This is a genomic window from Gluconobacter sp. R75690, from assembly GCF_015244525.1.
Classification (GTDB): domain Bacteria; phylum Pseudomonadota; class Alphaproteobacteria; order Acetobacterales; family Acetobacteraceae; genus Gluconobacter; species Gluconobacter potus.
This window is the reverse complement of record NZ_JABCQB010000010.1, coordinates 95242-119309: the sequence shown is the minus strand read 5'-3', so window position 1 is coordinate 119309 and position 24068 is coordinate 95242. Positions and strand designations below refer to the sequence as shown.

The 24068-nt window shown below is 56.6% G+C and carries 21 protein-coding genes; 12 read left to right on the top strand and 9 right to left on the bottom strand.

The annotated features are described in order from the left end of the window. Positions 1 to 257: 257 nt before the first annotated feature. Positions 258 to 941 (bottom strand): YoaK family protein, encoded by a 684-nt coding sequence (locus HKD27_RS12330; RefSeq protein WP_194689993.1) that lies wholly within the window; start codon positions 939 to 941, stop codon positions 258 to 260. Positions 942 to 1164: 223 nt separating this feature from the next. On the opposite strand from HKD27_RS12330, the gene HKD27_RS12325 reads away from it, so the two are divergent. Beyond that, the gene (locus HKD27_RS12325; RefSeq protein WP_194689983.1) at positions 1165 to 2472 is read left to right on the top strand and encodes a chloride channel protein; all 1308 of its coding nucleotides are present in this window, start codon (positions 1165 to 1167) and stop codon (positions 2470 to 2472) included. Here HKD27_RS12325 and HKD27_RS12320 read toward each other — a convergent pair. Beyond that, positions 2461 to 3729, bottom strand: coding sequence for a sodium:proton antiporter (locus tag HKD27_RS12320; RefSeq protein WP_194689982.1), 1269 nt, complete (start codon positions 3727 to 3729; stop codon positions 2461 to 2463). The two genes, HKD27_RS12325 and HKD27_RS12320, sit on opposite strands and share 12 nt — an antisense overlap. Positions 3730 to 3982: 253 nt before the next feature. On the opposite strand from HKD27_RS12320, the gene HKD27_RS12315 reads away from it, so the two are divergent. The 5 genes from HKD27_RS12315 to HKD27_RS12295 all read left to right on the top strand — a co-directional run bounded on the left by HKD27_RS12315 (position 3983) and on the right by HKD27_RS12295 (position 8480). Beyond that, on the top strand, positions 3983 to 4621 hold the full coding sequence (locus HKD27_RS12315; protein WP_012813326.1) for a tyrosine-type recombinase/integrase: 639 nt from the start codon (positions 3983 to 3985) through the stop codon (positions 4619 to 4621). An 8-nt stretch (positions 4622 to 4629) separates the two neighbouring features. Then, complete coding sequence (locus HKD27_RS12310; protein WP_194689981.1) at positions 4630 to 4968, top strand: type II toxin-antitoxin system Phd/YefM family antitoxin; 339 nt, start codon at positions 4630 to 4632, stop codon at positions 4966 to 4968. Next, positions 4965 to 5348, top strand: coding sequence for a type II toxin-antitoxin system VapC family toxin (locus HKD27_RS12305; protein ID WP_006560236.1), 384 nt, complete (start codon positions 4965 to 4967; stop codon positions 5346 to 5348). Before HKD27_RS12310 ends, HKD27_RS12305 begins: the two co-directional genes overlap by 4 nt. 331 nt (positions 5349 to 5679) lie before the next feature. Further along, positions 5680 to 7050, top strand: coding sequence for a hypothetical protein (locus HKD27_RS12300; RefSeq protein WP_194689992.1), 1371 nt, complete (start codon positions 5680 to 5682; stop codon positions 7048 to 7050). A 272-nt stretch (positions 7051 to 7322) separates the two neighbouring features. Continuing rightward, entirely contained in the window at positions 7323 to 8480 is a 1158-nt protein-coding gene (locus HKD27_RS12295) for a glycoside hydrolase family 28 protein (RefSeq protein WP_370544270.1), read from the top strand. Positions 8481 to 8635: 155 nt separating this feature from the next. On the opposite strand, the gene HKD27_RS12290 is transcribed toward HKD27_RS12295, so the two are convergent. Both HKD27_RS12290 and HKD27_RS12285 read right to left on the bottom strand, forming a co-directional pair. Next, positions 8636 to 9085 carry a phosphate-starvation-inducible PsiE family protein gene (locus tag HKD27_RS12290; protein WP_194689979.1) on the bottom strand — a complete coding sequence of 150 codons (450 nt, stop codon included), beginning with the start codon at positions 9083 to 9085 and terminating at the stop codon, positions 8636 to 8638. 37 nt (positions 9086 to 9122) lie between these two features. After that, positions 9123 to 10445: an outer membrane beta-barrel protein gene (locus HKD27_RS12285; protein ID WP_228518559.1), complete on the bottom strand. Its 1323-nt coding sequence runs from the start codon at positions 10443 to 10445 to the stop codon at positions 9123 to 9125. Positions 10446 to 10720: 275 nt separating this feature from the next. Here HKD27_RS12285 and HKD27_RS12280 point away from each other — a divergent pair, with 275 nt between their 5' ends. From HKD27_RS12280 to HKD27_RS12255, 6 genes are read left to right on the top strand one after another with little or no spacing between them, the layout of a single operon-like run. Further along, positions 10721 to 10810, top strand: a complete 90-nt coding sequence (locus HKD27_RS12280; protein ID WP_041247966.1) for a potassium-transporting ATPase subunit F — start codon at positions 10721 to 10723, stop codon at positions 10808 to 10810. Positions 10811 to 10812: 2 nt separating this feature from the next. After that, on the top strand, positions 10813 to 12519 hold the full coding sequence (kdpA, locus tag HKD27_RS12275; protein WP_194689978.1) for a potassium-transporting ATPase subunit KdpA: 1707 nt from the start codon (positions 10813 to 10815) through the stop codon (positions 12517 to 12519). Between the two features lie 14 nt (positions 12520 to 12533). Then, complete coding sequence (gene kdpB / locus HKD27_RS12270) at positions 12534 to 14642, top strand: potassium-transporting ATPase subunit KdpB (RefSeq protein ID WP_194689977.1); 2109 nt, start codon at positions 12534 to 12536, stop codon at positions 14640 to 14642. A gap of 10 nt (positions 14643 to 14652) precedes the next feature. Further along, positions 14653 to 15276, top strand: coding sequence for a potassium-transporting ATPase subunit KdpC (gene kdpC / locus HKD27_RS12265; RefSeq protein ID WP_194689976.1), 624 nt, complete (start codon positions 14653 to 14655; stop codon positions 15274 to 15276). After that, the gene (locus HKD27_RS12260) at positions 15276 to 17966 is read left to right on the top strand and encodes a sensor histidine kinase KdpD (protein WP_194689975.1); all 2691 of its coding nucleotides are present in this window, start codon (positions 15276 to 15278) and stop codon (positions 17964 to 17966) included. Before kdpC ends, HKD27_RS12260 begins: the two co-directional genes overlap by 1 nt. After that, a complete protein-coding gene (locus HKD27_RS12255) occupies positions 17963 to 18646 on the top strand; it encodes a response regulator (RefSeq protein WP_194689974.1) in 684 nt (227 codons plus the stop codon). The genes HKD27_RS12260 and HKD27_RS12255 overlap by 4 nt, the downstream gene beginning before the upstream one ends. Before the next feature lie 134 nt (positions 18647 to 18780). On the opposite strand, the gene HKD27_RS12250 is transcribed toward HKD27_RS12255, so the two are convergent. The 5 genes from HKD27_RS12250 to HKD27_RS12230 all read right to left on the bottom strand — a co-directional run bounded on the left by HKD27_RS12250 (position 18781) and on the right by HKD27_RS12230 (position 23990). Then, on the bottom strand, positions 18781 to 20781 hold the full coding sequence (locus tag HKD27_RS12250) for an ATP-dependent helicase (protein WP_228518558.1): 2001 nt from the start codon (positions 20779 to 20781) through the stop codon (positions 18781 to 18783). Between the two features lie 13 nt (positions 20782 to 20794). Continuing rightward, complete coding sequence (locus tag HKD27_RS12245) at positions 20795 to 21478, bottom strand: hypothetical protein (RefSeq protein WP_194689972.1); 684 nt, start codon at positions 21476 to 21478, stop codon at positions 20795 to 20797. A gap of 10 nt (positions 21479 to 21488) precedes the next feature. After that, positions 21489 to 22460, bottom strand: a complete 972-nt coding sequence (locus HKD27_RS12240; protein ID WP_194689971.1) for a DUF3991 and toprim domain-containing protein — start codon at positions 22458 to 22460, stop codon at positions 21489 to 21491. Between the two features lie 436 nt (positions 22461 to 22896). Beyond that, positions 22897 to 23166: a hypothetical protein gene (locus HKD27_RS12235; protein WP_194689970.1), complete on the bottom strand. Its 270-nt coding sequence runs from the start codon at positions 23164 to 23166 to the stop codon at positions 22897 to 22899. Further along, the gene (locus HKD27_RS12230; protein ID WP_062493446.1) at positions 23163 to 23990 is read right to left on the bottom strand and encodes a DNA/RNA non-specific endonuclease; all 828 of its coding nucleotides are present in this window, start codon (positions 23988 to 23990) and stop codon (positions 23163 to 23165) included. Before HKD27_RS12230 ends, HKD27_RS12235 begins: the two co-directional genes overlap by 4 nt. Positions 23991 to 24068 lie beyond the last annotated feature (78 nt).

Sequence of the window (24068 nt, the reverse complement as noted above, 5' to 3'; positions counted from 1 at the left end):
CCGAGGTCCAATATGACGCACGCGCGCAGGGACATCACGTACCACTTCCCATGAAGATTATTTCTGCGCCAAAACCGAATTCATCCCTTCTCCAGAGAAGCTGGCTCTGATTATTATTTTCTGCCAGCGGAATTATTGATATGGAGAAATTGTAATTGCGAAATATTTTGCGGGGCCCTGTCTTGCAAACGCAACAGTGCGAGAGGGTTTAAAGCTTCAGAGACCAGATTACTCTGTGATATTTAGCTTGGACTGTCTCAGTCCTCGTAACGTCCATCATGCTCTGATTTCCAGACGTCCCAGTAAAGAAAGCCCAGAAACGGCAGGGGCCAGAGAAACGGAAAGCTGCCGTGCACTGCCAGCCCGAGCGCTGCCATCACTGCCCCCACAAAAAAAGACAGGAAGGACAGTCCCGGCAGGAGAATACTTCCGGAGAGCGGAGGCCCCACGCGGGACGGTGCCAGTTTTGCCGCCACCCAGGTTGCAACGCCAGATGCGGCTTTCAGAAGATTGGTTGTGATGACAATCGTCGGCATTGATGTGCCGGAAAATTTCGCAATGGTTTCTCCCTGTACAGCCAGCAGAGCTGGGAGAATCAGGAACTCACCCCAGTATCGGTATGGAGATGAATGAGCCGCCTGTGCCAGCACCATCAGGATTGTCATGAACATGACGCCGTAAGCCGGAAGCCAGAGAAGGCGCGCCAGGCTGGTCAGGACCGCACTGGCAAAGAAAATACTCAGCGCACCGACAAGCAGGAAGCCATGAAACCAGTTTCCCTGCACGAATGAAGCGCCCATATGCGTGGTGTTTCCAGTCATCGCACCTGCAAAGACACCTCCCAGGTCCACGAAGCTCAGAGCATCTACATATCCTGCGACAAGACCCAGGATGAAAACGCGGCGGGCGGAGACAGCAATGGGCATGAGGGAAGGCGACATCATGAATTCCGATATTTGACCCGGTTCAGATAAATCTGGCACGACATTCTTATTCCAGTTTTCCAGTCGTCGTCATGAGGGCCGAGGAAACGGCTTAATACTGCTATGGACGTTTTCTGTGTCTGATGTGTCTTCTGCTCCTGTGAAACCATCTGTTCATCATAAGGACAGGATCCACCATCTCAGACGAACAGCGCGCGCCAGAACAACACGCTGGCGCAGGATGAGTCTTTACTGGATCGGCGCTGTCCTCGTGGGTCTGACAGCCGTTTTATTCGCCCGGCTGGGTGATCAGTGCACGGACCTGCGAACGCGCTTCGTGACGTGGCATCCCTGGGCCATGCTTGCTCTCGCACCCGCGGGCTTTGCCTTTATTACCTGGATGACGCGAACGCTTTTCAAAGGGTCACAAGGGTCAGGAATTCCCCAGACGATCGCCACCCTTCACATGGGAAACTACGAAGTTGTTGACCGTATTCTCACGTTGCGGATTGCTGCCGGGAAAATCATTCTGACCTGCCTTGGCCTTGTCTGCGGTGCCTCTACCGGACGTGAAGGTCCCAGCGTGCAGATCGGAGCGTCGATCATGCATGGCTTTTCACGACTGCTTGGGCAATCCAATATCGCGTCCAAGCGCAGTATGATTCTGGCGGGAGGCGCTGCTGGAATGGCAGCGGCTTTCAACACGCCGCTGGCTGGAATTGTCTTTGCTATTGAGGAGCTTTCTCACTCTTTCGAACAGAAAGCCTCAGGCCGGACATTGACGATCGTTGTGATCTCAGGTGTCACCGCTATTACCCTCATGGGAAATTATACCTATTTTGGTCATGCCGACGTCAATATCCCTGTTGGGACAGCGTGGATCGCCGTTCTCGTCTGCGGCATTGTCGGGGGGCTGGCTGGGGGAAGCTTTGCCGCACTCGTTATCAGGGCGTCCAGAGGCTTACCTGGCTCTGTCGGCCGACTGGCCAAACAGCGTCCGATCATGTTCTCAGCACTGTGCGGACTGTTGACCGCCGTGATCGGCCTGATCTCCAAAGGCAACACTTACGGAACGGGCTATGTGCAGGCTCAGGCAATTTTTGCAGGCACCGACCACTACCCGGCCTCGTTCTTTATCCTGAAGTATCTCTCAATGCTGGTCTCGTACTGCTCGGGTATTCCAGGTGGAATGTTCGCACCCTCTCTTGCAATCGGAGCGGGCATCGGCGGATGGATCGAACAGTTTCTTCCGCATACGACCCCCGGTGCAGTCGTGCTGTTGGGGACAGTTGCCTATTTCTGTGGTGTTGCCCAATCGCCGTTAACCGCAACGATCATCGTCATGGAAATCTGCGATAACCAGCAGGTAACGCTTGCACTTCTGGCCACAGCGTTTCTGGCGTTTGGTGTCTCCCGGATTGTCTGCCCTCAACCTCTCTATACCGCCTTGGCCGACAGATTTCTGGAAACGATGGACAAACCCGCCTCACGACCAAACCCCATGCCTGCGAAACAGGAAGATGCCTCTGAGGAGAAGTTACCGATCTAAGCTTGAGAGTCGGGTGGTGGGGAACAGTCTCTGGACGACCCATTCCATCGTGAGTCCTTGTGCGATAATCGTGAATACCACCACGCCGTAACACACTGGCAACAGCAATTCGCGTAAGTCTCCGGCTGGCAGTCCCAGCGCCAGAGAGACCGAGATGCCACCACGCAGGCCACCCCATGTCAGGATACCCAGGACGCGGCCCCGTTCCCACTGCCTGAGGTGGGCCGGAAGTGTTGAAAAGAGCACGCTCAAGGCGCGCACAGCAATGGACAGCGGGATGATGGCAAGTGTTGCCAGAACTGCAAACACATGCGGCTTAATCTCAAGGATTTCAAAGCCGATCAGCATGAACAGCAGGACGTTCAGCACCTCGTCAATGAGGGTCCACGCAACGTCAAGGTCCTTGCGGGACGCTTCGTCGAAAATGGAATGGCTATAGTTTGTTCCAAAGCACAGTCCTGCCACCACGACGGCAATCGCTCCGGACATTCCAAACTGATTGGCGATGCTGAAGGTTCCAGTGGCCAGGGCCAGCGATGTTAGCAGGTCGATATGCGGATCCCGCTGTCCCTTGAGCACCCGCAAAGCAATCCACCCGGTCAATGCGCCCAACAGACCACCACCGATTGCCTCCCGGCAGAAACTCAGCGCAATCTCGGAGGCGGTCACTTCGTGACTTCCTCCGGTTGCCAGCCCGATCGTGACACCGAAAATGACAACACCCACGCCATCGTTGAACAGGCTTTCCCCTGCAAAAACAGCCTGAAGCGGTCCCGGCAGACCCAGACGTTTTAGCATTCCCACGACTGAAACCGGGTCCGTAGGTGCGAGAATGGCACCGAGCACAATGCACCATGTAAAGGGAACCGCGTGTCCCAGCAGCGGAAAAACGGACCACGCGGCGAGCGCAAGAAATGCGACAGCCAGAATGGTTCCCAGAATGGAGAGGGCTGCCACAGACATCAGCTTTGCCCTCAGATGTCCGACATTGACCTGCATGGCCCCGGCAAACAGAAGAAGCGACAACGCGCCATTCAGAAGTGCCGCAGGGAGATTGATGGCTCCAAGCATCGAACGTGGAAAAGCCTGAAGGTCGTAGGCCGGAAGCAGTGAGTTCAGGATCATGACAATAAGCGACGTCAGCAACGAGAAAATCAGAACACCAATCGTGACAGGAATACGCAGTGTGTGATGATTGAGAATGCTGAAGCCTGCCGAAAGGGTCAGAAGCAGAGCAAGAAGACTGATGGTATCCATGCCGCCACCGCTGGACACTTCCGGACCTTACGTCAAGGAAAACCAGTAATGTCCGCTATCGGGAAAGCGTGACAGTTCGTTGAACGGCAGAGATGAGGCGCAAGCAGCAGGTCCGCTTCCGCCTCATCTCGGTCAAAAGAAGAGCCGTTCCAGTTTCCGAAAAGCGGGCGGTCGGCAATAATTCTCGTTATCCGCCGATGTCCTCCTCCAGACTTCTGATTGCTGCATGTGCAGCTGATCAGGAGAAAGTATCATGGAAAAGAAAACGCGTTTTCCATCGCCTACGCTGAAGGCGTCCGTGCCTTGGAATGCAGGAAAAATGGTTGGCGCCAAGCGGGCGCTCAAAGAAAAGCACGTCTGGGCTATTCGGTTCTGGCTGGGGAGCGAACAGCGTGTCAGAGACAGAGCTTTGTTTGATCTTGCTCTCGATAGCAAACTCAGAGGCTGCGATCTTGTCAGCCTTCGTATCGGCGACATCGTTACCAGTGGTCAGGTGCGCCACCGAGCCATGGTCGTCCAGCAGAAAACCCGGCGACCTGTGCAATTCGAAATTACAGAAACAACGCGGGAAAGCGTGCGGGCGTGGCTGGAACATCGAGGTGGTGGCTTGAATGAGTATGTTTTTCCAAGTCGCCTAAGCGCCAAAGCTCACCTGAGCACAAGGCAATACGCCCGGCTTCTGGATCAATGGGTTCAGGCGGTGGGATTGATCGCCGGGGAATATGGAACTCATTCGCTCCGCCGGACTAAGGTTGCCATGATTTACAAACGAACCGGTAATATCCGAGCCGTGCAGATTCTGCTGGGTCATTCAAAACTGGATAGTACGGTTCGATACCTTGGGGTGGATGTAGAAGACGCTCTGGCACTGTCGGAAGCCACTGATCTCTGAAATCGAATATGCCTCAGGAATTCTCTACCTCCTCCTTCTGTGTACATGATATGATGACACATAAGGAGGAGACCATGAGCGAGCATCTTTCAGAGAACGCAGCATCCCCACAGAAAATCGGTGTTCGGGAGTTCCGGGGAAACCTGACAGCGTATCTGCGTCAGGTCAGGCAGGGCAGTACGATCTTGGTGACGTCTCATGACCAGGTCGTAGCCGAACTGCGGCCGCCAGCCTCTTCCTATCGCCCCCGTCGTCAACCCGGCGCATTGCGCGGACGGATCAGAATAAGCGAAGATTTTGATGAGACACCGACGGACCTTCTTGAAAGCATGGAACGCGACCTGTGAAGGTTCTGCTTGATACGCATGCGTTGCTGTGGTGGCTTTCGGACTCCGACCGGCTGGGTGAGACTGCACGGGAAATCATCGCAGACCCGGTTCACGATATTCTGGTGAGTATCGTGTCACTCTGGGAAATTGCGATCAAAATCCGTATCGGAAAGCTGGATGCGGATATGAACGATATTCTGGCAGCCATTCCTGAAGAAGGTTTCTCTCTATTACAAATACAGCCCGAACACCTGCAGATCCTGATGTCTTTGCCTCTGCATCATCGTGATCCGTTTGACCATCTCCTGATGGCGCAGGCGCAAGCTGAACACGCCACATTTCTTTCGGAAGACGGACAAATGGATCATTACCCCATCAAGAGAATACGCTGTTCGTGAAGCAGAAACTGCCTTCAGAACACGCCTCATATTTGACATACACACCGACGAACAGCTTTCCGCATAACGGACATGAGCCGCACGATCTCTTGCAGGCGGGTTGGGCCGATAGTGAGATTTATAATTTTAAGGTAAAATCGGGGAGATAAGCACGCGTTTCCTTAAGGCGATGCTGTTTGCCGAATCCCCAGGCCTCACAGGCATGTCTCATTATTGCTTATATACGCAGAATGATGCGAAAAATCAATCAGACCGCTTTTTGAGCCAGGCTCTCGGGTAAACATGGTGTTTGCCGTTCCGCCGCAGAAAAATAGTGAAAGTCGTCGCATTTATGAACGCTGACAATCTGACAGGGCTTATCGGATATCTGAAGCAGGATCAGTGGCAATCCTGCTTTGAAGAGGTGTTGGGTGAGCATTTGGGACCGGCTTTAGAGGCGGCGGATATCAGCTTCGAAGACCTGGAAGATATCCTAGGGCAGGGTGCGGCGATGTCACTCTGGGGCTGTGCCTTCGAAGATTTCTTGGGACAGGAATGGGATAACGAAAATTTCGTTGAAGTCTATCTGAAACGACGGGGCTGGAAAGAAGGTCCACGTAAAAGTGCTTATATGCGGGGCCTCAAAGAGGCCGTCATGAGCCTGTATGAGGTTTCGCAGATCGTGCCGGGTCAAAGCATGATGGTGCGTGACCTGTTGCGGGGTGGTGACCCTGTTCTGGTTCATGAACGCTCAGCCACACAGTCCTTGAAGCCTTGGGCGCGCATCGCGGCACGCCTTGTTCCCGAAGACGGTAAAATGGTTTTGGCAGGGAGTCTGTTGGCATATTCGCCGCAGGCTTGCGAATATCTGGCTGAGAATTTGCGCGATGTTCTCAAGCGTAAGCGAGGTCAGGCTGAGTTTCCAAAGATCAAAACAGAGGTGCTCCGCGATCTGGCTCCGGTCTTTACGTTGACCTGGCTCTTTAGAACCATGGAAAACATGGTGAGCGCCTCTGAGCCACCCGTTCTGTTTAACGGCGATGGCGAAGACCTGGTCTTTCATGACGTGTGTTTTCCTCTCAGCAAGGGAAGCACCCAGAAGAGCATTGCCAAGGTTTTGAAGACGATACCCTGTTTGCAGCATGCGGGGCGCATGATCTGGAATTGGACGCGTCAGGCTGGGGACCATGTTCCTGAGGCCCATTCTAAAGCAGGCGACAGCAAAGCTCAGTTTTTGAGCACCACGTTGGATGATGGTGGTCTTGTTCTGGGGACTCTGGAACTGAAAGGCCATCAGCTGAGATTGCAGGTCAACTCAAAAACACGGGCTGAGCAAGGCACGGCTGTACTCCGCAACGCCTTGGGAAGCCTGATTGGATCTCCTCTAACACAGATTATGACCGCCGAGCAGGCTTTAGAAGAACAGCGGACCTCTGGCCGAGGGGACGTGCTTGAAGACGAGATCCCGCTCGAAGCGGAAGCGGAAATTTTGGCTGCTGTTTTTGAGCAGCATTATCGCCGTGTTCTGGATGAGGTTGTTCCGGGGCTTGGGCATGTCACGCCGAGGCAGGCTGTTAAAACAGCGGCGGGGAAGAAGAAAGTCGCGGCCTGGTTGAAGCAGATTGAAGCCACGACAGCAGGCCTGGGGCGTGAGGAGGCAGGGGCCTCTTTCAGCTTTGACTGGATGTGGGAAGAGCTGGGTATCAAGGGGTTGCGGAAGTGAAGGGGAGCGCTGCTCACAAACGCAACCAGTCGGGCCAAAGATGTGTTTTAGGTCGCCACTCTATGAGAGGCACGCGCCTCTTTTTAGGTGGGATAGTCGCGGCGTTGTTGTGCATGCCCATACCCAGTCATGCCGCTTCGTCTCGCTGTGATCCTGTTACCTATGGTGCACGGCATGATGGCCGCACCAATGACGATCCGGCCATTCAACGTGCCATTACAGCCTGTAGCGAGGCAGGCGGTGGCATGGTGTCGTTGACGTCAGGAACATGGTTGAGCGGACCTTTATCTCTCAAAAACCATGTCACGCTGAATCTGGGGCAGGGAAGTACCCTTCTGGGGAGTTCGGACACGCGTCTATTCCACTGGGCCTTTCTGGGGAAAGCAGCGCAGCCCGGTGAAGCCCTTGTTTCTGCGATTGATGTTCAGGACGTGGCTATAACCGGTCAGGGCCATATTGATGGGAATGGGGCTGCTGTCTGGTGGCCTCAAGCGGTGCGGGCGCACAAGACGCAGACCTCAGGTCCTTTACCTTACGGGCCAGACTATCCGGGGGTTCCTGCTGCTAATGGCCTACCACGTCCTTGGCTGATTGAGTTTTCGCATGTGCAGCATGGACGGATCTCAGGCGTTACGGCGACCAATTCTCCGATGTGGACGGTCGTTGTAAGGGAGTCCAGCCAGATCAAGATCGATCATCTCACGATCCGCAACCCGGCCTCGTCTCGGAATACCGATGGTATTGATCTTGTCTCCTCGGATCATGTCACGATGAGCACTCTCGATATTGCGACGGGGGATGATAATATCGCCATCAAGTCCGGTTTGAGGCAACCGGGACGAGCCGTGAGTGATATCAGCATTACACAGTCTCGCTTTGGCGAAGGGCACGGTCTGTCTATTGGCAGTGAACTGGCCAATGGGGCCCATCATATCAGAATTTCTGACGTCTCGTTTCAGAACACGCTGTCCGGGCTGCGGATTAAGTCTGGACGAGATCGTGGGGGAGATATTGGCTGGATTAGCGCGGAACATGTGATGATGAATCATGTCCGCGCTCCGCTGTCGATCAGTGATTATTATGCAGGGCAGCCCGGTGGAACCCAGAAGACTGTCTCAATGACCGATCCCGCTGCTCCGGTAACGTCAACAACCCCGCATATTCACGATGTCACCATTACCGATCTGACGGCGAAAAATGCGGAGACTGCGGGGGTTGTGTTGGGATTGCCCGAAGCGCCGATTGAGGGACTGACTTTGAGAAATATTCGACTATCGGCCCGGAAGGGGCTTCAATTTAGTCATGTTAGCGGACGGGCCTCTGAAAGTACGTTTGCAGTCCAGACGGCTCCAGTTCTTCAGTGTGGATCTGCTGTGCATATTGACGGATCAGATCTGCGCTGCCCAGATGAGAGAAGCGTTCATGAATGAGTTTTTGCTCGTCATGATTGACCGTCTGTCGACGCAAAACAAAACAACACAAAACAGACAGGCGGCAGTCGCCTACATGTCAGTCATAGAAAAGATCTTAATAATTTTCCAAAAGCGGACGTGATCTCTAGAATTAGAATGCTGATATCTCCGAGTTAATTCATTATTTTATTATTGCCACGAACGAGCCAGTAGACGATCCCCAAGGCCAGGATTGCTGCCGATAGTGCTAGAACTTCCATGACGTCGACGCCGCTGAGATCGAGAACAATGAATTTGCGAACGGTCGCCATCATGCCGATGAGAAGGACGGACCGCATCCTGACCATGCTGTGCGAGGGTGTGTCAGGCGAGACAAGAATAGAGTGCTTGAACTCCAGTGCAATCAGGACTGTAAAAAACAGACCAAAAAGGCTCTGGAGAACCGCAGGATTGGTTGGGGAGAGGGTCGCGGTCAGCACCATTTCAAAAACGGCGTACAGAACATGTACGAGACCCAAAGCCGCAACCACCACGATACAAAGCGTAAGAACCAGCATTGCGAGTTCTTCAAAAAGGTCGAAGATAGCAGAGAGCTTTAAAAATCCGGGAATATTCTTGATCATTCTTGTCGTCACCATTTTTCAACGCATCTTCGGGCAGTTAAAAACCTAATACTACATCAGCTCCAAAAGTGAACTGACCAACATTTCTGAGATCATTGAATGGCCTAGTTCCGTTCAGTGAGCGATCAAACCGAATTTCAGGACGGATCTCAAACAACTTGACGGAATGGCCGAGCACAGGACGCCACGTAGCACCCAGTGTCAGCGCGCCGTATGTCGTCGGCGGCGCCGATTGCGTGATCGTGGGTTTGCCAAGCGTCGCTTGCATGTAGGCATTATTTGCGATGAAGGATGTTACTAACAGACCACTATCATCACGATAGATCTCGCCGCGGTAATTCAGAAGAAGTGTCGGCGTCAGTTGATAGGAAAGGTAGCTGACAAAACTGTATGTGTTGGCATGAAGCCCTTCGTCGTGCAGGAAATTCAGCTCGCCGGTAAAGGAAAGCCGATCCGAAATCTTGTAACTCCCGCTCAGATCATTCCAGTAACGTTGCGCGGAGTTTGCACGCTGCCCGAGGGCGCGGGTAGCGTTTTCAGGACCGACGCGCCCAAGATAAGTCAGAGACAATTTGCCATTCGCAAGACTGGACGCCGTTAGACCGAAATACCCTGCAGCAGCACGATTGTTGTCACCTCGCCCAAACGAGACCTGATTGCCCGTATCGACGCCGAACAATGCGTCGATACGGTCGGTCAGATGCCATTGAAACATCGCCCCCACATGCTCGAACGGCGTAGAATACTCGGTCGTGTAGGACAAAGTATAGAAAGGACGGAGGGAAGGATCGAGGGATTCCACGCCCATCGGCGAGGCCAGTATGCCCGCCTGCATGTCCAGTCCGTGTCGGGTTAGCCACGGCAGGTGAACGTCGATATGGGCCTGAGGCACAATGAACTGATAACGGCTGGTCATCAGACGGTCCGTGACACCCGCAATATTGAAGTACCGTCCATCAGCACCGTAGAGCCCCCGGATCATGAAGCCCACGTCGTAAGACGACGCTGTCGTATCCACGGCGCGCGCAACCGTCAGTGTCAACTGGTCCAGTTGGGCCTGGTTGGCCCTGTCACCGAAGAACTGTCCGAAATTGACCCCGTTTGCGGGGCGGCTGACGTTGGCGTTGATCCCTCCCTCGATCTGCCCTGCAAGAGTGACGTCATCGAACCACTCCGAAGGGGTTTTCGCGGCCGCATCGTTCATATCCAGAAAGCCTGCCATAATGGCTGCTGTCAGGAAAAGGCCTGCACTTCGGGCTTGGGTCGCCCTCTTCGGAAACGTTGATCCGTCCGGGTAAACTCTGTTCATCATCGTCGTGCTCTTGCCAGAAAGAAACGCCGCATGAACCGGCTCTGACATCAGGGGGGCGGTTGGGCGACGATCCGGAGCTAGTCTCCAAAGACGGCGCACGACAAGACGGGTAAGACGTTGAGTCAGCGTTTTAGGGCAGATTCCTATGACTTTCCTATAAACATTGCCGCCCTCTTCTCTGTCATTCCTATGCGGTTCGGCTGGATACTTCGAGATGCACACAAGGAGCATTCTCGTATGCTGGATATTCTGTATATCGCACTTGGAGTGTTCGGCTTCGGCGTTTGCGTTGCCTACATCTCCATTTGCACGAGGGTCTGATCATGACCTTTGAACTTATCATGGCCAGCGTCGTTACGCTCGGCCTCCTGGTCTACATGACAGCGGTTCTCCTGCGCCCGGAGAAATTCTGACAATGTCATTTTATGGCTGGGTCACCATCATGGCCTTTTTCATCTGCGTTGTGGCGATGACGAGGCCGCTTGGTGGTTTCCTGAAACGTGTTCTCGAAGGAGAGCCGCATATTCTTGGGCGGATCTTTAGTCCGTTTGAACGCGGCATCTATCGTATCGCAGGTATTCAGCAGGATCGGGAGCAATCCTGGTCACAGTATGCAATCGCAGTCATCGTCTTCAAGATCATCTGTTTCATTGCAGTTTACGCGCTTTTGCGTTTCCAGGGCTTCTTGCCACTCAATCCGAATGGCATGGGAGGCGTTGCGCCTGATCTCGCTTACAACACGGCGATCAGTTTTGTGACCAATACGAACTGGCAGAGCTATGCGGGCGAGACGACCATGAGTCATCTCAGCCAGATGCTGGCATTGACGGTACAGAACTTTGTCTCCGCTGCTGCAGGCATTGCGATTGCAGCGGCCGTCATCCGTGGTTTCACGCGTCGGAGTGCCTCATCGATCGGCAATTTCTGGAGAGACCTCGTCCGCACGACGTTGTATGTCCTTCTGCCGATCTGTGTGGTTCTGACCCTTTTCTTCGTGCTTGAAGGGGTGCCACAGACCCTGACCGGCTCTGTCACGGCTCAGACGGTCGAAGGCGTGCACCAGACGATCGCGCTCGGCCCGGTTGCTTCGCAGGAAGCGATCAAGATGCTCGGGACGAATGGCGGCGGCTTCTTCAACGTAAATTCCGCCCATCCGTTCGAGAATCCGAACGCACTGACCAATTTTGTGCAGATGCTTGCCATTTTCACACTAGGTGCCGGACTGACCAATATGTTCGGGCGCATGGTCGGCAGGGAGCGGCAAGGATGGGCAATTTTCTCCGCTATGGCGGCGTTGTTTCTCGTCGGAGCCGCTGTGACGTACTGGTCCGAAGCCCATGCCAACCCTTTGCTGCACGCACTTGGAATTGATCCGTCTCTCGGCAACATGGAAGGCAAGGAAACACGCTTTGGCATCGTGGGGTCGGCGCTGTTCGCAACGGTCACGACCGATGCGTCCTGCGGTGCGGTCAACGCCATGCACGAGAGCTTCCTGCCACTGGGTGGTATGGTTCCGCTCGTGAACATGATGCTCGGCGAAGTGATCTTCGGTGGCGTCGGTTCGGGTCTCTATGGCTTCCTGCTGTTTGCCATCATTGCCGTCTTTATGGCGGGGCTGATGGTTGGACGCACGCCGGAATATCTCGGCAAAAAGATCGAAGCGCGCGAAATCAAAATGACGATGCTGGCTGTCTTGTGCCTGCCTCTGGTTATGCTCGGTTTCACTGCGCTCGCCATTGTCGTGCCATCTGGCCTGTCCGCCCTGTCCGCGAGCGGCCCGCACGGCTTTACCGAGGCGCTTTATGCCTACACGTCGGCCGCAGCAAATAACGGCAGTGCGTTCTCCGGTTTAACGGCAAATTCGTTCTGGAACGTCACGCTCGGCATTGGCATGATGGTAGGGCGCTTTTTTGTCATCATTCCGGTACTGGCCATTGCCGGGGCAATGGCGGCGAAGAAAACAGCCGCTCCCACGCCCGGCACATTCCCTACCGATACGGGTCTCTTTATCGCCCTCGTGACAGGCGTGATCCTGATCGTAGGGGGGCTGACTTTCCTTCCTGCACTCGCTCTCGGGCCGATCGTCGAGCATCTCGCGATGCTGCGTGGCACCCGGTTCTAAGAGGCGCATTGTTCATGGCACTCCATTTACCTCATTCCGAAGCCAATCATGGCGGGCGGCATTCGGAACATCGCAGTCAGAGCAGCCTGATGCAGGCGTCGCTTCTGCTGCCCGCGATCAGGGAAAGCTTCCGCAAGCTTGACCCGCGCATCATGTGGCGCAATCCGGTCATGTTCGTCGTGGAGGTCGTCACCATTCTGACGACTGTCCTGCTGGTACGCGACATAATCATTGGGGGAACGCATCCCGGTTTTGCGATCCAGATCAATCTCTGGCTTTGGTTTACGCTCCTCTTTGCCAATTTCGCCGAGGCCGTCGCGGAAGGGCGTGGCAAGGCGCAGGCCGACAGTCTGCGCCGCACCCGAACCGAAACACTCGGAAAGCGTCTCTTGGCCAATGACGACGGAGGCTACTCACATCTCGGTCTGTATGAGCAGATCCCGGCTCCTGAACTCGCGGTGGGCGACATCGTGCTGGTTGAAGCTGGCGACTTCATTCCGAGCGACGGGGAAGTCGTCGACGGGATCGCATCAGTCGATGAATCCGCCATCACCGGCGAGTCCGCTCCCGTGATCCGCGAAAGTGGTGGCGATCGCTCCGCGGTGACGGGCGGCACACGAGTCCTGTCCGACTGGATTATCGTGAGGATCACGGCGGCTCAGGGTTCCACCTTCCTTGACCGGATGATCTCGCTTGTCGAAGGTGCGCAGCGCCAGAAAACGCCCAACGAGATTGCGCTGACGATCCTGCTGGCAGGCATGACGCTGATCTTCATTTTCGCGGTCGCGACGATCCCGAGCTTCGTGCATTACGCAGGTGGTCATATTTCTGTTCTGATCCTCGTCGCACTGTTTGTAACGCTCATTCCGACGACAATCGGTGCTCTGCTGTCCGCGATCGGTATTGCCGGTATGGATCGTCTGATACGTTTCAACGTGCTCGCCATGTCGGGGCGTGCGGTAGAGGCTGCGGGCGATGTCGATACGCTACTGCTCGACAAGACTGGCACGATCACTATTGGTGACAGACAAGCTACCGCGTTCGTTCCTGTCGCGGGCGTGACGGAAAACGCGCTCGCTGATGCGGCGCAGCTTGCATCCCTGGCCGACGAAACGCCGGAAGGGCGCTCGATCGTCGTGCTGGCCAAGGAAAAATTCGGTATTCGTGGCCGCGACATGAACGCCCTTGGTGCGCATTTCGTCCCCTTTACGGCACAGACACGCATGAGTGGGGTGGATATCGGGGACAGACAGATCCGCAAGGGTGCGGTGGACAGCGTCATCGCCTGTCTCGGAGAAACCGCGCCATCGGTCGATCAGATCCGTCAGATCGCCGACGAGATAGCCCGCCAGGGCGGTACGCCGCTCGCGGTAGCGGACAATACGCGCCTGCTCGGCGTGGTCCATCTGAAAGACGTTGTCAAAGGGGGAATACGCGAGCGTTTCGCGGAACTGCGACGGATGGGCATCCGGACCGTCATGATCACAGGGGATAATCCCCTGACGGCCGCAGCGATCGCGGCGGAGAGCGGTGTCGATGACTTCCTTGCGCAGGCAACACCGGAGGCAAAGCTCGCGCTGATCCGTTCGGAACAGGCGTCAGGCAAGCTGGTGGCGATGTGCGGTGATGGTACCAATGATGCTCCGGCTCTCGCGCAGGCCGATGTTGGGGTGGCCATGAACACGGGAACGGTCGCGGCACGCGAGGCCGGCAACATGGTTGACCTGGACAGTGATCCGACGAAACTCATTGAGATCGTGGGGATTGGAAAACAGCTCCTTATGACGCGTGGAGCCCTGACGACGTTTTCGATCGCCAACGATGTCGCCAAATATTTCGCCATCATTCCCGCGATGTTTGTGGGCTTCTATCCAGCGCTTTCGGCATTGAACATCATGCATCTTGCCACACCGGAAAGCGCAGTGCTCTCGGCGATCATCTTCAATGCCCTGATCATCATTGCGCTCATTCCTCTGGCGCTGAAGGGTGTTCGTTATCGTCCGGTAGGCGCGGCGTCGCTTCTAAGGCGCAATCTCCTGATTTACGGCATTGGTGGCCTGATCGTCCCGTTCATCGGAATCAAACTCATAGACATGCTCGTGACGAGCATCGGTCTGGCCTGAGGACACTGGCATGACACTTATCCGTCAACTTCGTCCCGCGCTGGTGATTTTCGGGCTTCTGTCCCTTCTCACCGGCATCCTGTATCCGTTAGGCATGACTGCCGTTTCGAGCGTTCTGATGCCGGACAAAGCGGCCGGCAGTCTCATCCATGACGGCGAACGAACGGTAGGTTCGTCACTGATCGGTCAAAATTTTACGCAGACCCGCTATTTTCATGGTCGTCCCTCGGCAACGACAGGTGCAGACCCGGCCGATCCAACGAAGATCGTCCCGACCCCCTATAATGCCGCGGTGTCGGTGGGGTCCAACGCCAGCCCGACCTCAAAGGCGCTCGTTGAGCGTGTGGCCGCAACTCTGGCGCAAGTAAGGGCGGAAAATCCTGAGGCCATTGCGGCGGGCTGGCCAATCCCCATGGATCTTGTGACGACGTCAGCCAGCGGTCTGGACCCCGATATCTCGCCACAGGCTGCGTTTTTCCAGGTCAAGCGTATTGCGCGCGTGCGTCACCTGACCGAGGAGAGGGTCAGGCAACTGGTGGAACACATGATTACACATCCCCTCATGGGTTGGCTTGGCGAACCTCATCTTAATGTGCTGGAACTCAACATGGCTCTGGATTCCCTACATCGGTAATGGAGACACATCTCATCCGCCCCGATCCTGACGCCCTTCTCCGGCAGACTGTGCTGGACGGTGACAGCCACAAACGCGGCCGCTTCAAGGTTTTTCTTGGTGCGGCTCCCGGTGTCGGCAAGACATTCGAAATGCTGACCGTTGCGCATCAGTTGCAACGCGACGGTGTGGACGTCGTGATTGGGGTGGTCGAAACGCATGGTCGCTCTGAGACGGCGGCCTTGGTGAACGGGTTGGAACTGGTACCTTTACGGACCATGACGTACCGCCACCGGATCCTGACCGAGATGGATCTCGATGCTGTGCTGATGCGGGTGCCGCGTGTCGTCGCCGTGGACGAACTGGCGCATACAAACGCGTCGGGATCACGCCATCCGAAGCGATGGATGGATGTCGAGGAACTGCTTGCAGCCGGCATTGATGTTCTGACGACCGTCAATATTCAGCATCTTGAAAGCCTTAACGATATCGTCGCATCCATCACGCGGGTCCGTGTGCGGGAGACGGTTCCCGATCACGTGATCGGAGATGCGGACGAGGTCGAACTTATTGACCTGACACCGAACGATCTGTTGCAACGCATGCGGGACGGCAAGATCTATGCTGAACACACCGCTGGAAGGGCGCTGCTTCATTATTTTTCTCCAGGTAATCTGACGGCGCTACGCGAGCTTGCCCTGCGTCAGACTGCACAGCAGGTTGACGCACAGCTTGTTGACCACATGAAGGCCAACGCGATTGCCGGACCATGGGCGGCAGGCGAGCGGATCATGGTCTGCCTGACCCTTCAGGACGGGGATGCCAGTCTCCTGCGTTATGGCAAGCGCCTGGCTGATCGTCTTCATGCTCCGTGGATCGTGCTCCATGTCGAGACGAACCGTGATCTGAGCGATACGGCTCGTACAAGAATGGCGTCTCAGATGCATCTGGCGCAGTCCTTGGGCGCGGAGACGGTCACGATCCCAGGCCAGGACGTAGCGCTTGATGCTGTTGCCTATGCAAGGACGCAGAACGTGACACAGATCGTGGCGGCACATCCTGCCGGTCACGGGTGGAGCGGGCGGATCCGGCAATGGTTGGGACGCGCAACGACGGAGCGTCTGATCCAGTGTGCTCAGGGTTTTCCTGTGCATGTCGTGCCACGTTCTCCCAGCGACGATGCGGTGACAGAACAAAACAGCAATGTCGAATCTTTCAGGGTTGGCCCTTATGTAACGGCTACCCTGATCGTTCTCGGCACGCTGGCGGTAGCGCTTCTGTTGCGTCGGGGCTTTGAGGTCAGCAATGTTTCGCTGGCCTTTTTGACCGCTATCCTCGGCGTGGCGGTGGCCTACGGTCTCTGGCCATCGTTGTGGGCATCCCTGCTGGGGATGCTCTGTTTCAATTTCTTTTTTTTGCCTCCTCTTTATACGTTGACGATTGCGGCCCCTGATAATGTTGTGGCCCTGTTCTTCTTCTTCGCAACGGCTCTCATCGCTAGTAACCTTGGGGCACGCGTCCGAAATCAGGCTGTGGTGGCGCGACACCGGGCGGATATCACGCAATCGCTGTATCATTTCAGTCGCACAATCACGGGGATCATTAAACTCGACGATCTACTATGGTCTGCAAGCCATCAGATCGCGACAATGCTCGACTGCGATGTGGCCATGTTGCTTCCTGAGAGCGAGAAGCTGGAAGTCAAGGCGTCCTATAACGGCGGGAAAGTCGTTGGGGCTGACGATCTGGCAGCGGCAACCTGGGCATGGAAGCACAATAAAGTAGCGGGTCGAGGGTCAGATAATCTCCCGGGTGGGCGATGGCTCTTCATCCCTCTGCGAACCGGACGTGGACCGGTCGCCGTGATCGGCCTTCAGACAGAGAGAACAACAGGACCCATTTTTGACCTTGAGCAGCAGGGGCTGCTGGATGCTTTGGCCGATCAGACCGCATCCGCCATTGAGAGTATTCTTTTGGCTGGGGAACTGGATCAGGCACGCCTTGATGTCGAAACCGACAAATTACGGGGTGCATTACTGACGTCGATTTCCCACGATCTGAGAACGCCCCTAGCCTCCATTCTGGGCGCGACATCCAGTCTTGAAAGTTACGGAGAAGAACTCGACGGCACTGCGCGCCAGGAACTGCTCTCAACCATTCACGACGAAGCAGAGCGGCTTAATCGCTTTGTCGCTAATCTGCTGGACATGACCCGCCTTGAAGCCGGTGCTCTCCAGCCACGCAGGGAACCCGTGGATGTTGGCGAGGTCATTGCAAGCACGCTTTCCCGCGCTGCGGGTCTGTTGTCCGATCACGAGATCGAGATGCTCATTGAACCTGATTTACCAATGCCGCTTCTGGACGACGTTCTTCTGGAACAGGCGCTTTTCAATATTCTTGATAACGCTGGGAAATATACTAACCCGGAGACAAAAATCACCGTCATAGCGTCCTCTGACGCCGGCTCTCTTCTCATCCATGTCAGAGATCAAGGAGAGGGATTTGCGGTGAGCGATCCAGAGGTCGCCTTTAGTAAATTCAAACGTTTCAAATCTGCTGATCGATCGAGACCCGGAACCGGTCTGGGGCTTGCCATCTCCCGGGGTTTCATTGAAGCCATGGGAGGAACAGTTGTGGCGCGCAATCGGCAGGACCGTTCGGGCGCAGAGTTGATCATGACGTTTCCTTTGAACGAGAAAAATACAAAATGAGCGATCCGTCGGTACTGATTGTGGATGACGAGCCTGCCATTCGTCGGCTTCTCAGAACGTCGCTCGTCAGCCAGTCCTGGCGCGTAACAGAAGCCCGGACCGGGGAAATGGCACTGAACATGGCAACAGAGGTCTTGCCAGACATTGTCGTTCTTGATCTGGGTCTTCCAGACATGGACGGTGTGGAAGTCCTTCGACGCCTGAGACGCACTCATCCAACCTTGCCTGTCGTGATCCTCTCGGTTCGTGATGACGAACGGGAGAAAGTCGCGGCACTTGAAGCGGGTGCTGATGACTATGTAACCAAGCCATTCAGCATGGCTGAACTTATCGCTCGCATGCGCAATGCATTGCGTCACGCATTACAGCAGGAAGGCACCATCCCACTGTTTGTGTCAGGTGATGTGACAGTTGATCTCGTGCGCCGCCAGATCTTTCGTGGCGAGGGGGAGATCCGGCTGTCACCACGAGAGTGGGATATCCTGCGCATGCTGGTTCGTTACGCGGGACGTGTCCTGACGCATCAGACCATCATGAGTCAGCTATGGGGAGCAACGGGCGATGTTCAGCAGCTTCGCGTCTATATCCGCCAGATACGTCAGAAGATCGAAATTGATCCGGAGCGGCCACGTCTTATCATCACTGAAACGGGCGTCGGGTATCGGATGGTTCAATTGTGAAAACTCTCCAACAAACTCGTCACACATCAAAATTATTTTTACGAGTTAAAATAAATTAGGTCTGCTTCAGGCAAATCCAGTCGAAAACCGGACCTTCCGTTTACCCCCCCAAGTCAGTCGCAGCACGTGAGTGGTCAGAACCCCATCGCCTCTCTCTGAGCCTGCCGATTAAAAGCCGTTCCCCGTTGGAGCGCGGGACGGCGCCTGAGATTGCGCCCCCAGCCATCCCGCCGCGCCTGGAGCGGGATCTCGTCGATGAAACAGCTCGGACTGGCCTGCTCGCCCCGACGAAACTCGCACCAGGACACGCTAACGCGCTGGCGGCCTCGGGTGAGTGCGACATAGGCCAGACGGCGTTCTTCTGCCGGGTCAATATTCGTGCGCGACGGGAACAGTGTGTCTTCCCACCCGATCAGAAAGACATGCCCGAACTCCAGACCCTTTGATCCGTGAATGGTCATCAGCTTGACCCGGCCGACACTCTCATCGCCGCTGCTTTCCGAGCCAAGGGCCGCATGGTCGAACAGCTCCTCCACCGAGCTGAACTCGTTGGCGAGCGATAGAAGCTCGTGCAGGTTTTCGAGCGCCGTGCGGCCATCGTCCCCGGCTGCCTGGTGCATCGCGAGATACCCGCTCTCTTCTACAAGAACCCTCAGACGCTCTCCCAAACTGGGCTCGCCACTGCGGGCGCCTTTCAGGATCACGTCCAGAAAGCCGCGCAGCTTGTCAGCAGCTTTGCCAGTGCGTCCCTGCACCGTGCGCTCCGCCGCCTCGTACAGCGAGATCGCCTCCTCATCCGCGACCTGTTCGAATGTCGCCATGGCCTTGGCCCCGATCCCCCGGGCGGGCTGATTGACGATCCGGCGGAATGCCTCATCTGACTGCCGCTCATACGGAAAACATGTCAGACGCAGGAAGGCGAGCGCATCCTTGACCACGCCGCGCTGCCAGAAGGCGGTGTCATTGACCAGCTCGTAAGGGATCTTTGCGCGCAACAGAGACTCTTCCAGCAGCCGGGAGAGATGGTTGAAGCGATAGAGCACCGCCATGTCCTCGTAAGGCACGCCTTCCAGGGCGCGACGTCCGATCTCCGCGGCAATCCCGGAGGCCTCGTCCTGGCTGCCGGTGTGTCGCAGAATATCCACTGGCTCCCCATCTCCGGACGCGGTATACAGTGTTTTCTCCAGCCGGTTAGCGTCGTGAGAAATCACTGCGTTGGCCGCTGACAGGATGTGACCGGTCGAACGGAAGTTCTGCTCCAGAGCAATCATGCGTCCGGTCGGAAACTCCTTGAGAAAGCTTCGGATAATCCGGACATTGGCCCCACGCCAGCCGTAAATCGACTGCGCATCGTCGCCCACAACGAAGAGCTCGTTGTGGTCTTTGGACAGGCATTTCAGCCAGAGAAACTGGAGCCGGTTGACGTCCTGGAACTCATCGGCCAGCACGCAGTCAAACCGGTCCGCCCAGTCCCGTCTGTAGCGTTCGTCGCGGAGCATGGTCACGGTAGGCCACAGCAGCAGGTCTGCAAAATCCGCGCGATTGCTTTCGCGCAGCATCGCCTGATACGCAGGATAGAGCACGGCCGCATCCCGCCAGACCATGATGTCATCGCCTTCGGTGATGGCATCCGTCGCAATCCGTCCCTCGACCCAGGCCACGGCATCCGGGGGAAGAACCATGTTTTCCTTGAGCATGGCGATGCGCGAGCTGACGGACTTCACACGCTTGCGAAACGTCTCTCCGTCATCGGCATTCATGACGCCTGCTTCAATCGCCTTTTCCAGGAGCCTGCGCACGATCTTCGTGCTGTCTTCGCTGTCACAGACGTCGAACCCCGGACGCAGACCGGCAATGTCGGGGTCGGTCCGCAGCTGACGGCGTCCGTGCGCATGGAAGGTGCCCACCCAGTACGGGGCTTGCGCGATGTTCAGGGCCGCCGCGATCCGCGTCTTCATCTCCCCGGCCGCCTTGTTGGTAAAGGTCACGGCCAGAATGCGGTCAGGCGACATCCGGCGCTTGACGACACGGTCGACAATACCGGCCACAAGCGTCTTGGTCTTGCCGGTCCCGGCACCCGCCAGAACAACAACCGGTCCTGTCTGATGCGCGGCGTCTGCCTGGGAGGGGGTCAATCCTGAGAGATGATTATCCACGACCACGTCCCTGCTCCCGGGTGCCATGAAGAACCTCGCACCGCGTCGCACGGCGGCCATCAAGGCTGAGGATCATGTCCGGCTCGACCATCAGGTCGAACTCCTGCCCGAAGTCCCATGTCCCCTCCGCCAGGACCGTGCCTCCGACCACGAGACCGCGCAGCACATCATCGCCGAACGCGATCTCGGCGTAGGTCTGCGGGAAAGGCGGCTGATTGTGCAGCAGAGCCCAGGTATGCCAGGCGCGGGTTGTCTCTACATCGGCATGCCAGGCGGCGGTCAGTTCTGCGACATCTCCCAGAAGTGTGACGGCATCCGGACGGTCAGGATGAGGCGTGCTTCCGGGAACGGTGCCAATCAGGACAAGCTGCTGCTCCCCCGCCCGGCAGGTCAGGAACCCACTGTCTCCGGTTGGAGACTGAACAAACAGGACGATGCGTCCGGAGAGATCCCAGCCTGCCGCACTCCAGCGTCCGCCAACCACGAGACCCTGACGCCGATCCGTCTCAGGACCGTATTCTACCAGCGCCCAGGGAATACGACATCCGAGGTCTGGCATCCGGCGCAGATAATGGTCCGCATCCGGGTGCGCCAGAAAGGCCGTTCTCAGAGCGTCATTCTTTTCATGCCCGGGAAACAGCGCCTCCATTTCCCGTCGTGCCTTGTCATTCGTCATCAGTCTCTCCTCAGGCGGCGCGGGCGGCGGCCACAACAGTCTTCAGGGCGTCGTTGAAATCTTTGCAGCCACCGTGGGGAATACGGCGGATCACGCGGACACCGGCTTCGCGGCCCAGCTCTGCAAGGCGCGCGGCATAGCGGTTGCCGGCTTCATCATTATCGGTTGCAGCCACCAGAACGGCAGCCGGATCTTTTGCCATTTCAGCCAGCTCGGCCGTGAGGGCTTCGACCGTCTCCGGTCCCATGCCACCTGCGGTCGAGCAGTACAGGGTTTCGCGCGTGCGCTCGCTGTCGAGGGCGGCGTAGGACAGGGCATCAATGGCGGACTCACTCACCACCAGCCGACGGACCGTTCGGCCAAGGCCGGGCTGGAACCGGAACAGCGTTTTGACCGTACCCGACAGACAGATACCCTTGGTGTCCGGACCGCGCAGTTCCGCACCGCAGACCGCTCCCGCCGCATCCCGGTGGCAGAACCAGGCGGCGTGATAGCCGTCCCGGATGCAGCCGGTCATGTTGGCCCGACGCAGAACCCATTCCGGAAGGCAGCGCTCCTCGGTGAGATACGCCCAGACCTTCGTGCCGGATTTGAGCTCTTTCCTGGCCTGCCAGCGCTCGGCCGGAGCAACGTCTGGCGTTTTGGCCTGACGCTCGCGGACGTATTCTGCCCCCTTTGGTTCAATACCTACCAGTTGACCCAGTTCCCGACAGGCATCGCGAAACTTCAGACCGGGCGTCAGGCGCTGGATCAGGGAGAACACATCTCCCTTTTCGTCCGATCCCGTATCCCACCAGCCACGGCCTTCATGGTTGACGATAATCGTCTCGCCCTTTCCCGCACGGTATTTCAGAGCGTTCCGCGTGCTTTCGGGCTTGTCGAGAAGATAGCCATGGCGCTCAAGCAGCAGAGCACAGGAGACGCCTTTGACAATGTCGGTCCGGTCGTCATCAGACAGTCTGAACGGCTCAAAGCGTGCCATGATCGTCATCCTTTCTCGCTTCGGGGCGGCGCAACGGTCAGAACCGGCCTCAACGCCCCTGTGATCTGGGTTTAATTTACGAAAAATCCGCAAGTATTGCAAGGGAAAAACGGCTGTTTACTGCGGTTTTTATCGGTTTTATTTGCGGTAACTTGCCAACATACAAACATCATCGCCACACACTTAACGAATACTTAAACAAGCCTTTCGTTCGACCCGTGCCGGAGGCAAAAGGGGCGAAAGCAAGCGCAGCGACGCCTTTCGTCCCGACACTGCCAGGTCCGTCACAAACGCAGCGCAGGACACGATGCCTTCTCAGGGGACCCGGCTGCACGGAGCAACCGAAGGGCGCGGAGGAAGCTGGGGTGGAAGGTCGTCTTGTCCGGAGCGAGGCTTGTGGCACTCCAGACCTTTCCTGGCAGAGGCTCCCGCCCCTTCATGCACAGCTCCGCCCCATGAAGGGCTGGGCATCACGCTTGTCTGGTGTGCGCTCCGCGCCCGCTCGGGAAGGTGAGCCGATCCCTCGAGCTCGCGCGCAATGGCGTCGATCTGAGCCTTCAGGGCCTGAATATCCTGCAGGCAGGCCGATCCGGTCCCTTCGAATTTCGAGGCGTCCGTACAGGGCGATCCGCTCAGTGCCGTTCTCAATCGTCAGGTCATCGATCTGAACACTTTCGCCTGCGTCAAGGAAAGGAATAAAACTCATGGCATGGTCTCCAGCACAGGGCTTCCGGAAGCAGGCCGGATGCGATCAGCATAAGGACTTTTAAGGGGTCGAGGCAGCGTCATGGCCGTCTGACGGATCTCATCGGGAAGAGACGGGAAAGGATCTACACCCGTCGCCTGGGTTAACGCGCCGATGCTGATGATCGTACAGGTTGGTTGGCTGCTATTTTGACAGAAATACGCGCCTGCTTCGTCCTCGACAGGATCGTAAACAGCCTTCCAGGTCGCAGAGGGCACAAAAACCCGATGCGATCCGATGGTCTTGACCGACGCTTCAAATGCCGGACCGGTCACGACGTAAAGCTCGCCTTCGCGCTGTGCGAGACGACGCACCGCCATTTCCACGCCCGTCCAGATGCCTTCATTCAGTTCCGGGGTCTGGGGAACAACATTGGCGAGCGAAAAACTCTGCTCCTGCGCCTGAAGACTGTCTTCGTCCGCCGAACAGGCCATATGGCCGCGGTCATAATCCGACGCGCGGTAGTCGCTCAGCTCGGCCCTGTCCTCAAAGGACAGACGGGGATCGGCATGAAAGAACCGGAGGACCCGGCCGATCTGCATGCTGCGCTCCAGGCCTTCCTCGGTCAGATGCTCTGCCGTCCACAGGGGGCCATGACTGATCCCCGAGTGCAGGACAGCAAAGCCGTCATTGCACAGAAGCACGATCTTCTGCCCAAGCGCTGCGTTAGTCAGAACCGGGAGCTGACCGTCTCCGCCGAAAGTGGAGCACTTTGCAGCGGCCGCGTGGGTTATGCCTGCCCATAGCAGGCTTGCCAGGGTCAACCCTGTCATCGGAAGCCGCATGGCCCATCCTTTTCTTCCTCGAAGCGTCTGTCTCAGGTCGCAGGATCGCACGGCCTGTTGTGAGTGCAGGTGCGCGGC

What these genes read in the sequence shown, in the direction of transcription:
- HKD27_RS12330 (WP_194689993.1), bottom strand. Translation starts at nt 941, where the DNA reads ATGTCGCCTTCCCTCATGCCCATTGCTGTCTCCGCCCGCCGCGTTTTC.
- HKD27_RS12325 (WP_194689983.1), top strand. Translation starts at nt 1,165, where the DNA reads ATGAGTCTTTACTGGATCGGCGCTGTCCTCGTGGGTCTGACAGCCGTT.
- HKD27_RS12320 (WP_194689982.1), bottom strand. Translation starts at nt 3,729, where the DNA reads ATGGATACCATCAGTCTTCTTGCTCTGCTTCTGACCCTTTCGGCAGGC.
- HKD27_RS12315 (WP_012813326.1), top strand. Translation starts at nt 3,983, where the DNA reads ATGGAAAAGAAAACGCGTTTTCCATCGCCTACGCTGAAGGCGTCCGTG.
- HKD27_RS12310 (WP_194689981.1), top strand. Translation starts at nt 4,630, where the DNA reads ATGCCTCAGGAATTCTCTACCTCCTCCTTCTGTGTACATGATATGATG.
- HKD27_RS12300 (WP_194689992.1), top strand. Translation starts at nt 5,680, where the DNA reads ATGAACGCTGACAATCTGACAGGGCTTATCGGATATCTGAAGCAGGAT.
- HKD27_RS12290 (WP_194689979.1), bottom strand. Translation starts at nt 9,085, where the DNA reads ATGATCAAGAATATTCCCGGATTTTTAAAGCTCTCTGCTATCTTCGAC.
- HKD27_RS12285 (WP_228518559.1), bottom strand. Translation starts at nt 10,445, where the DNA reads ATGTCAGAGCCGGTTCATGCGGCGTTTCTTTCTGGCAAGAGCACGACG.
- HKD27_RS12280 (WP_041247966.1), top strand. Translation starts at nt 10,721, where the DNA reads ATGACCTTTGAACTTATCATGGCCAGCGTCGTTACGCTCGGCCTCCTG.
- kdpA (WP_194689978.1), top strand. Translation starts at nt 10,813, where the DNA reads ATGTCATTTTATGGCTGGGTCACCATCATGGCCTTTTTCATCTGCGTT.
- kdpB (WP_194689977.1), top strand. Translation starts at nt 12,534, where the DNA reads ATGGCACTCCATTTACCTCATTCCGAAGCCAATCATGGCGGGCGGCAT.
- kdpC (WP_194689976.1), top strand. Translation starts at nt 14,653, where the DNA reads ATGACACTTATCCGTCAACTTCGTCCCGCGCTGGTGATTTTCGGGCTT.
- HKD27_RS12260 (WP_194689975.1), top strand. Translation starts at nt 15,276, where the DNA reads ATGGAGACACATCTCATCCGCCCCGATCCTGACGCCCTTCTCCGGCAG.
- HKD27_RS12255 (WP_194689974.1), top strand. Translation starts at nt 17,963, where the DNA reads ATGAGCGATCCGTCGGTACTGATTGTGGATGACGAGCCTGCCATTCGT.
- HKD27_RS12245 (WP_194689972.1), bottom strand. Translation starts at nt 21,478, where the DNA reads ATGACGAATGACAAGGCACGACGGGAAATGGAGGCGCTGTTTCCCGGG.
- HKD27_RS12240 (WP_194689971.1), bottom strand. Translation starts at nt 22,460, where the DNA reads ATGGCACGCTTTGAGCCGTTCAGACTGTCTGATGACGACCGGACCGAC.
- HKD27_RS12235 (WP_194689970.1), bottom strand. Translation starts at nt 23,166, where the DNA reads ATGAGTTTTATTCCTTTCCTTGACGCAGGCGAAAGTGTTCAGATCGAT.
- HKD27_RS12230 (WP_062493446.1), bottom strand. Translation starts at nt 23,990, where the DNA reads ATGCGGCTTCCGATGACAGGGTTGACCCTGGCAAGCCTGCTATGGGCA.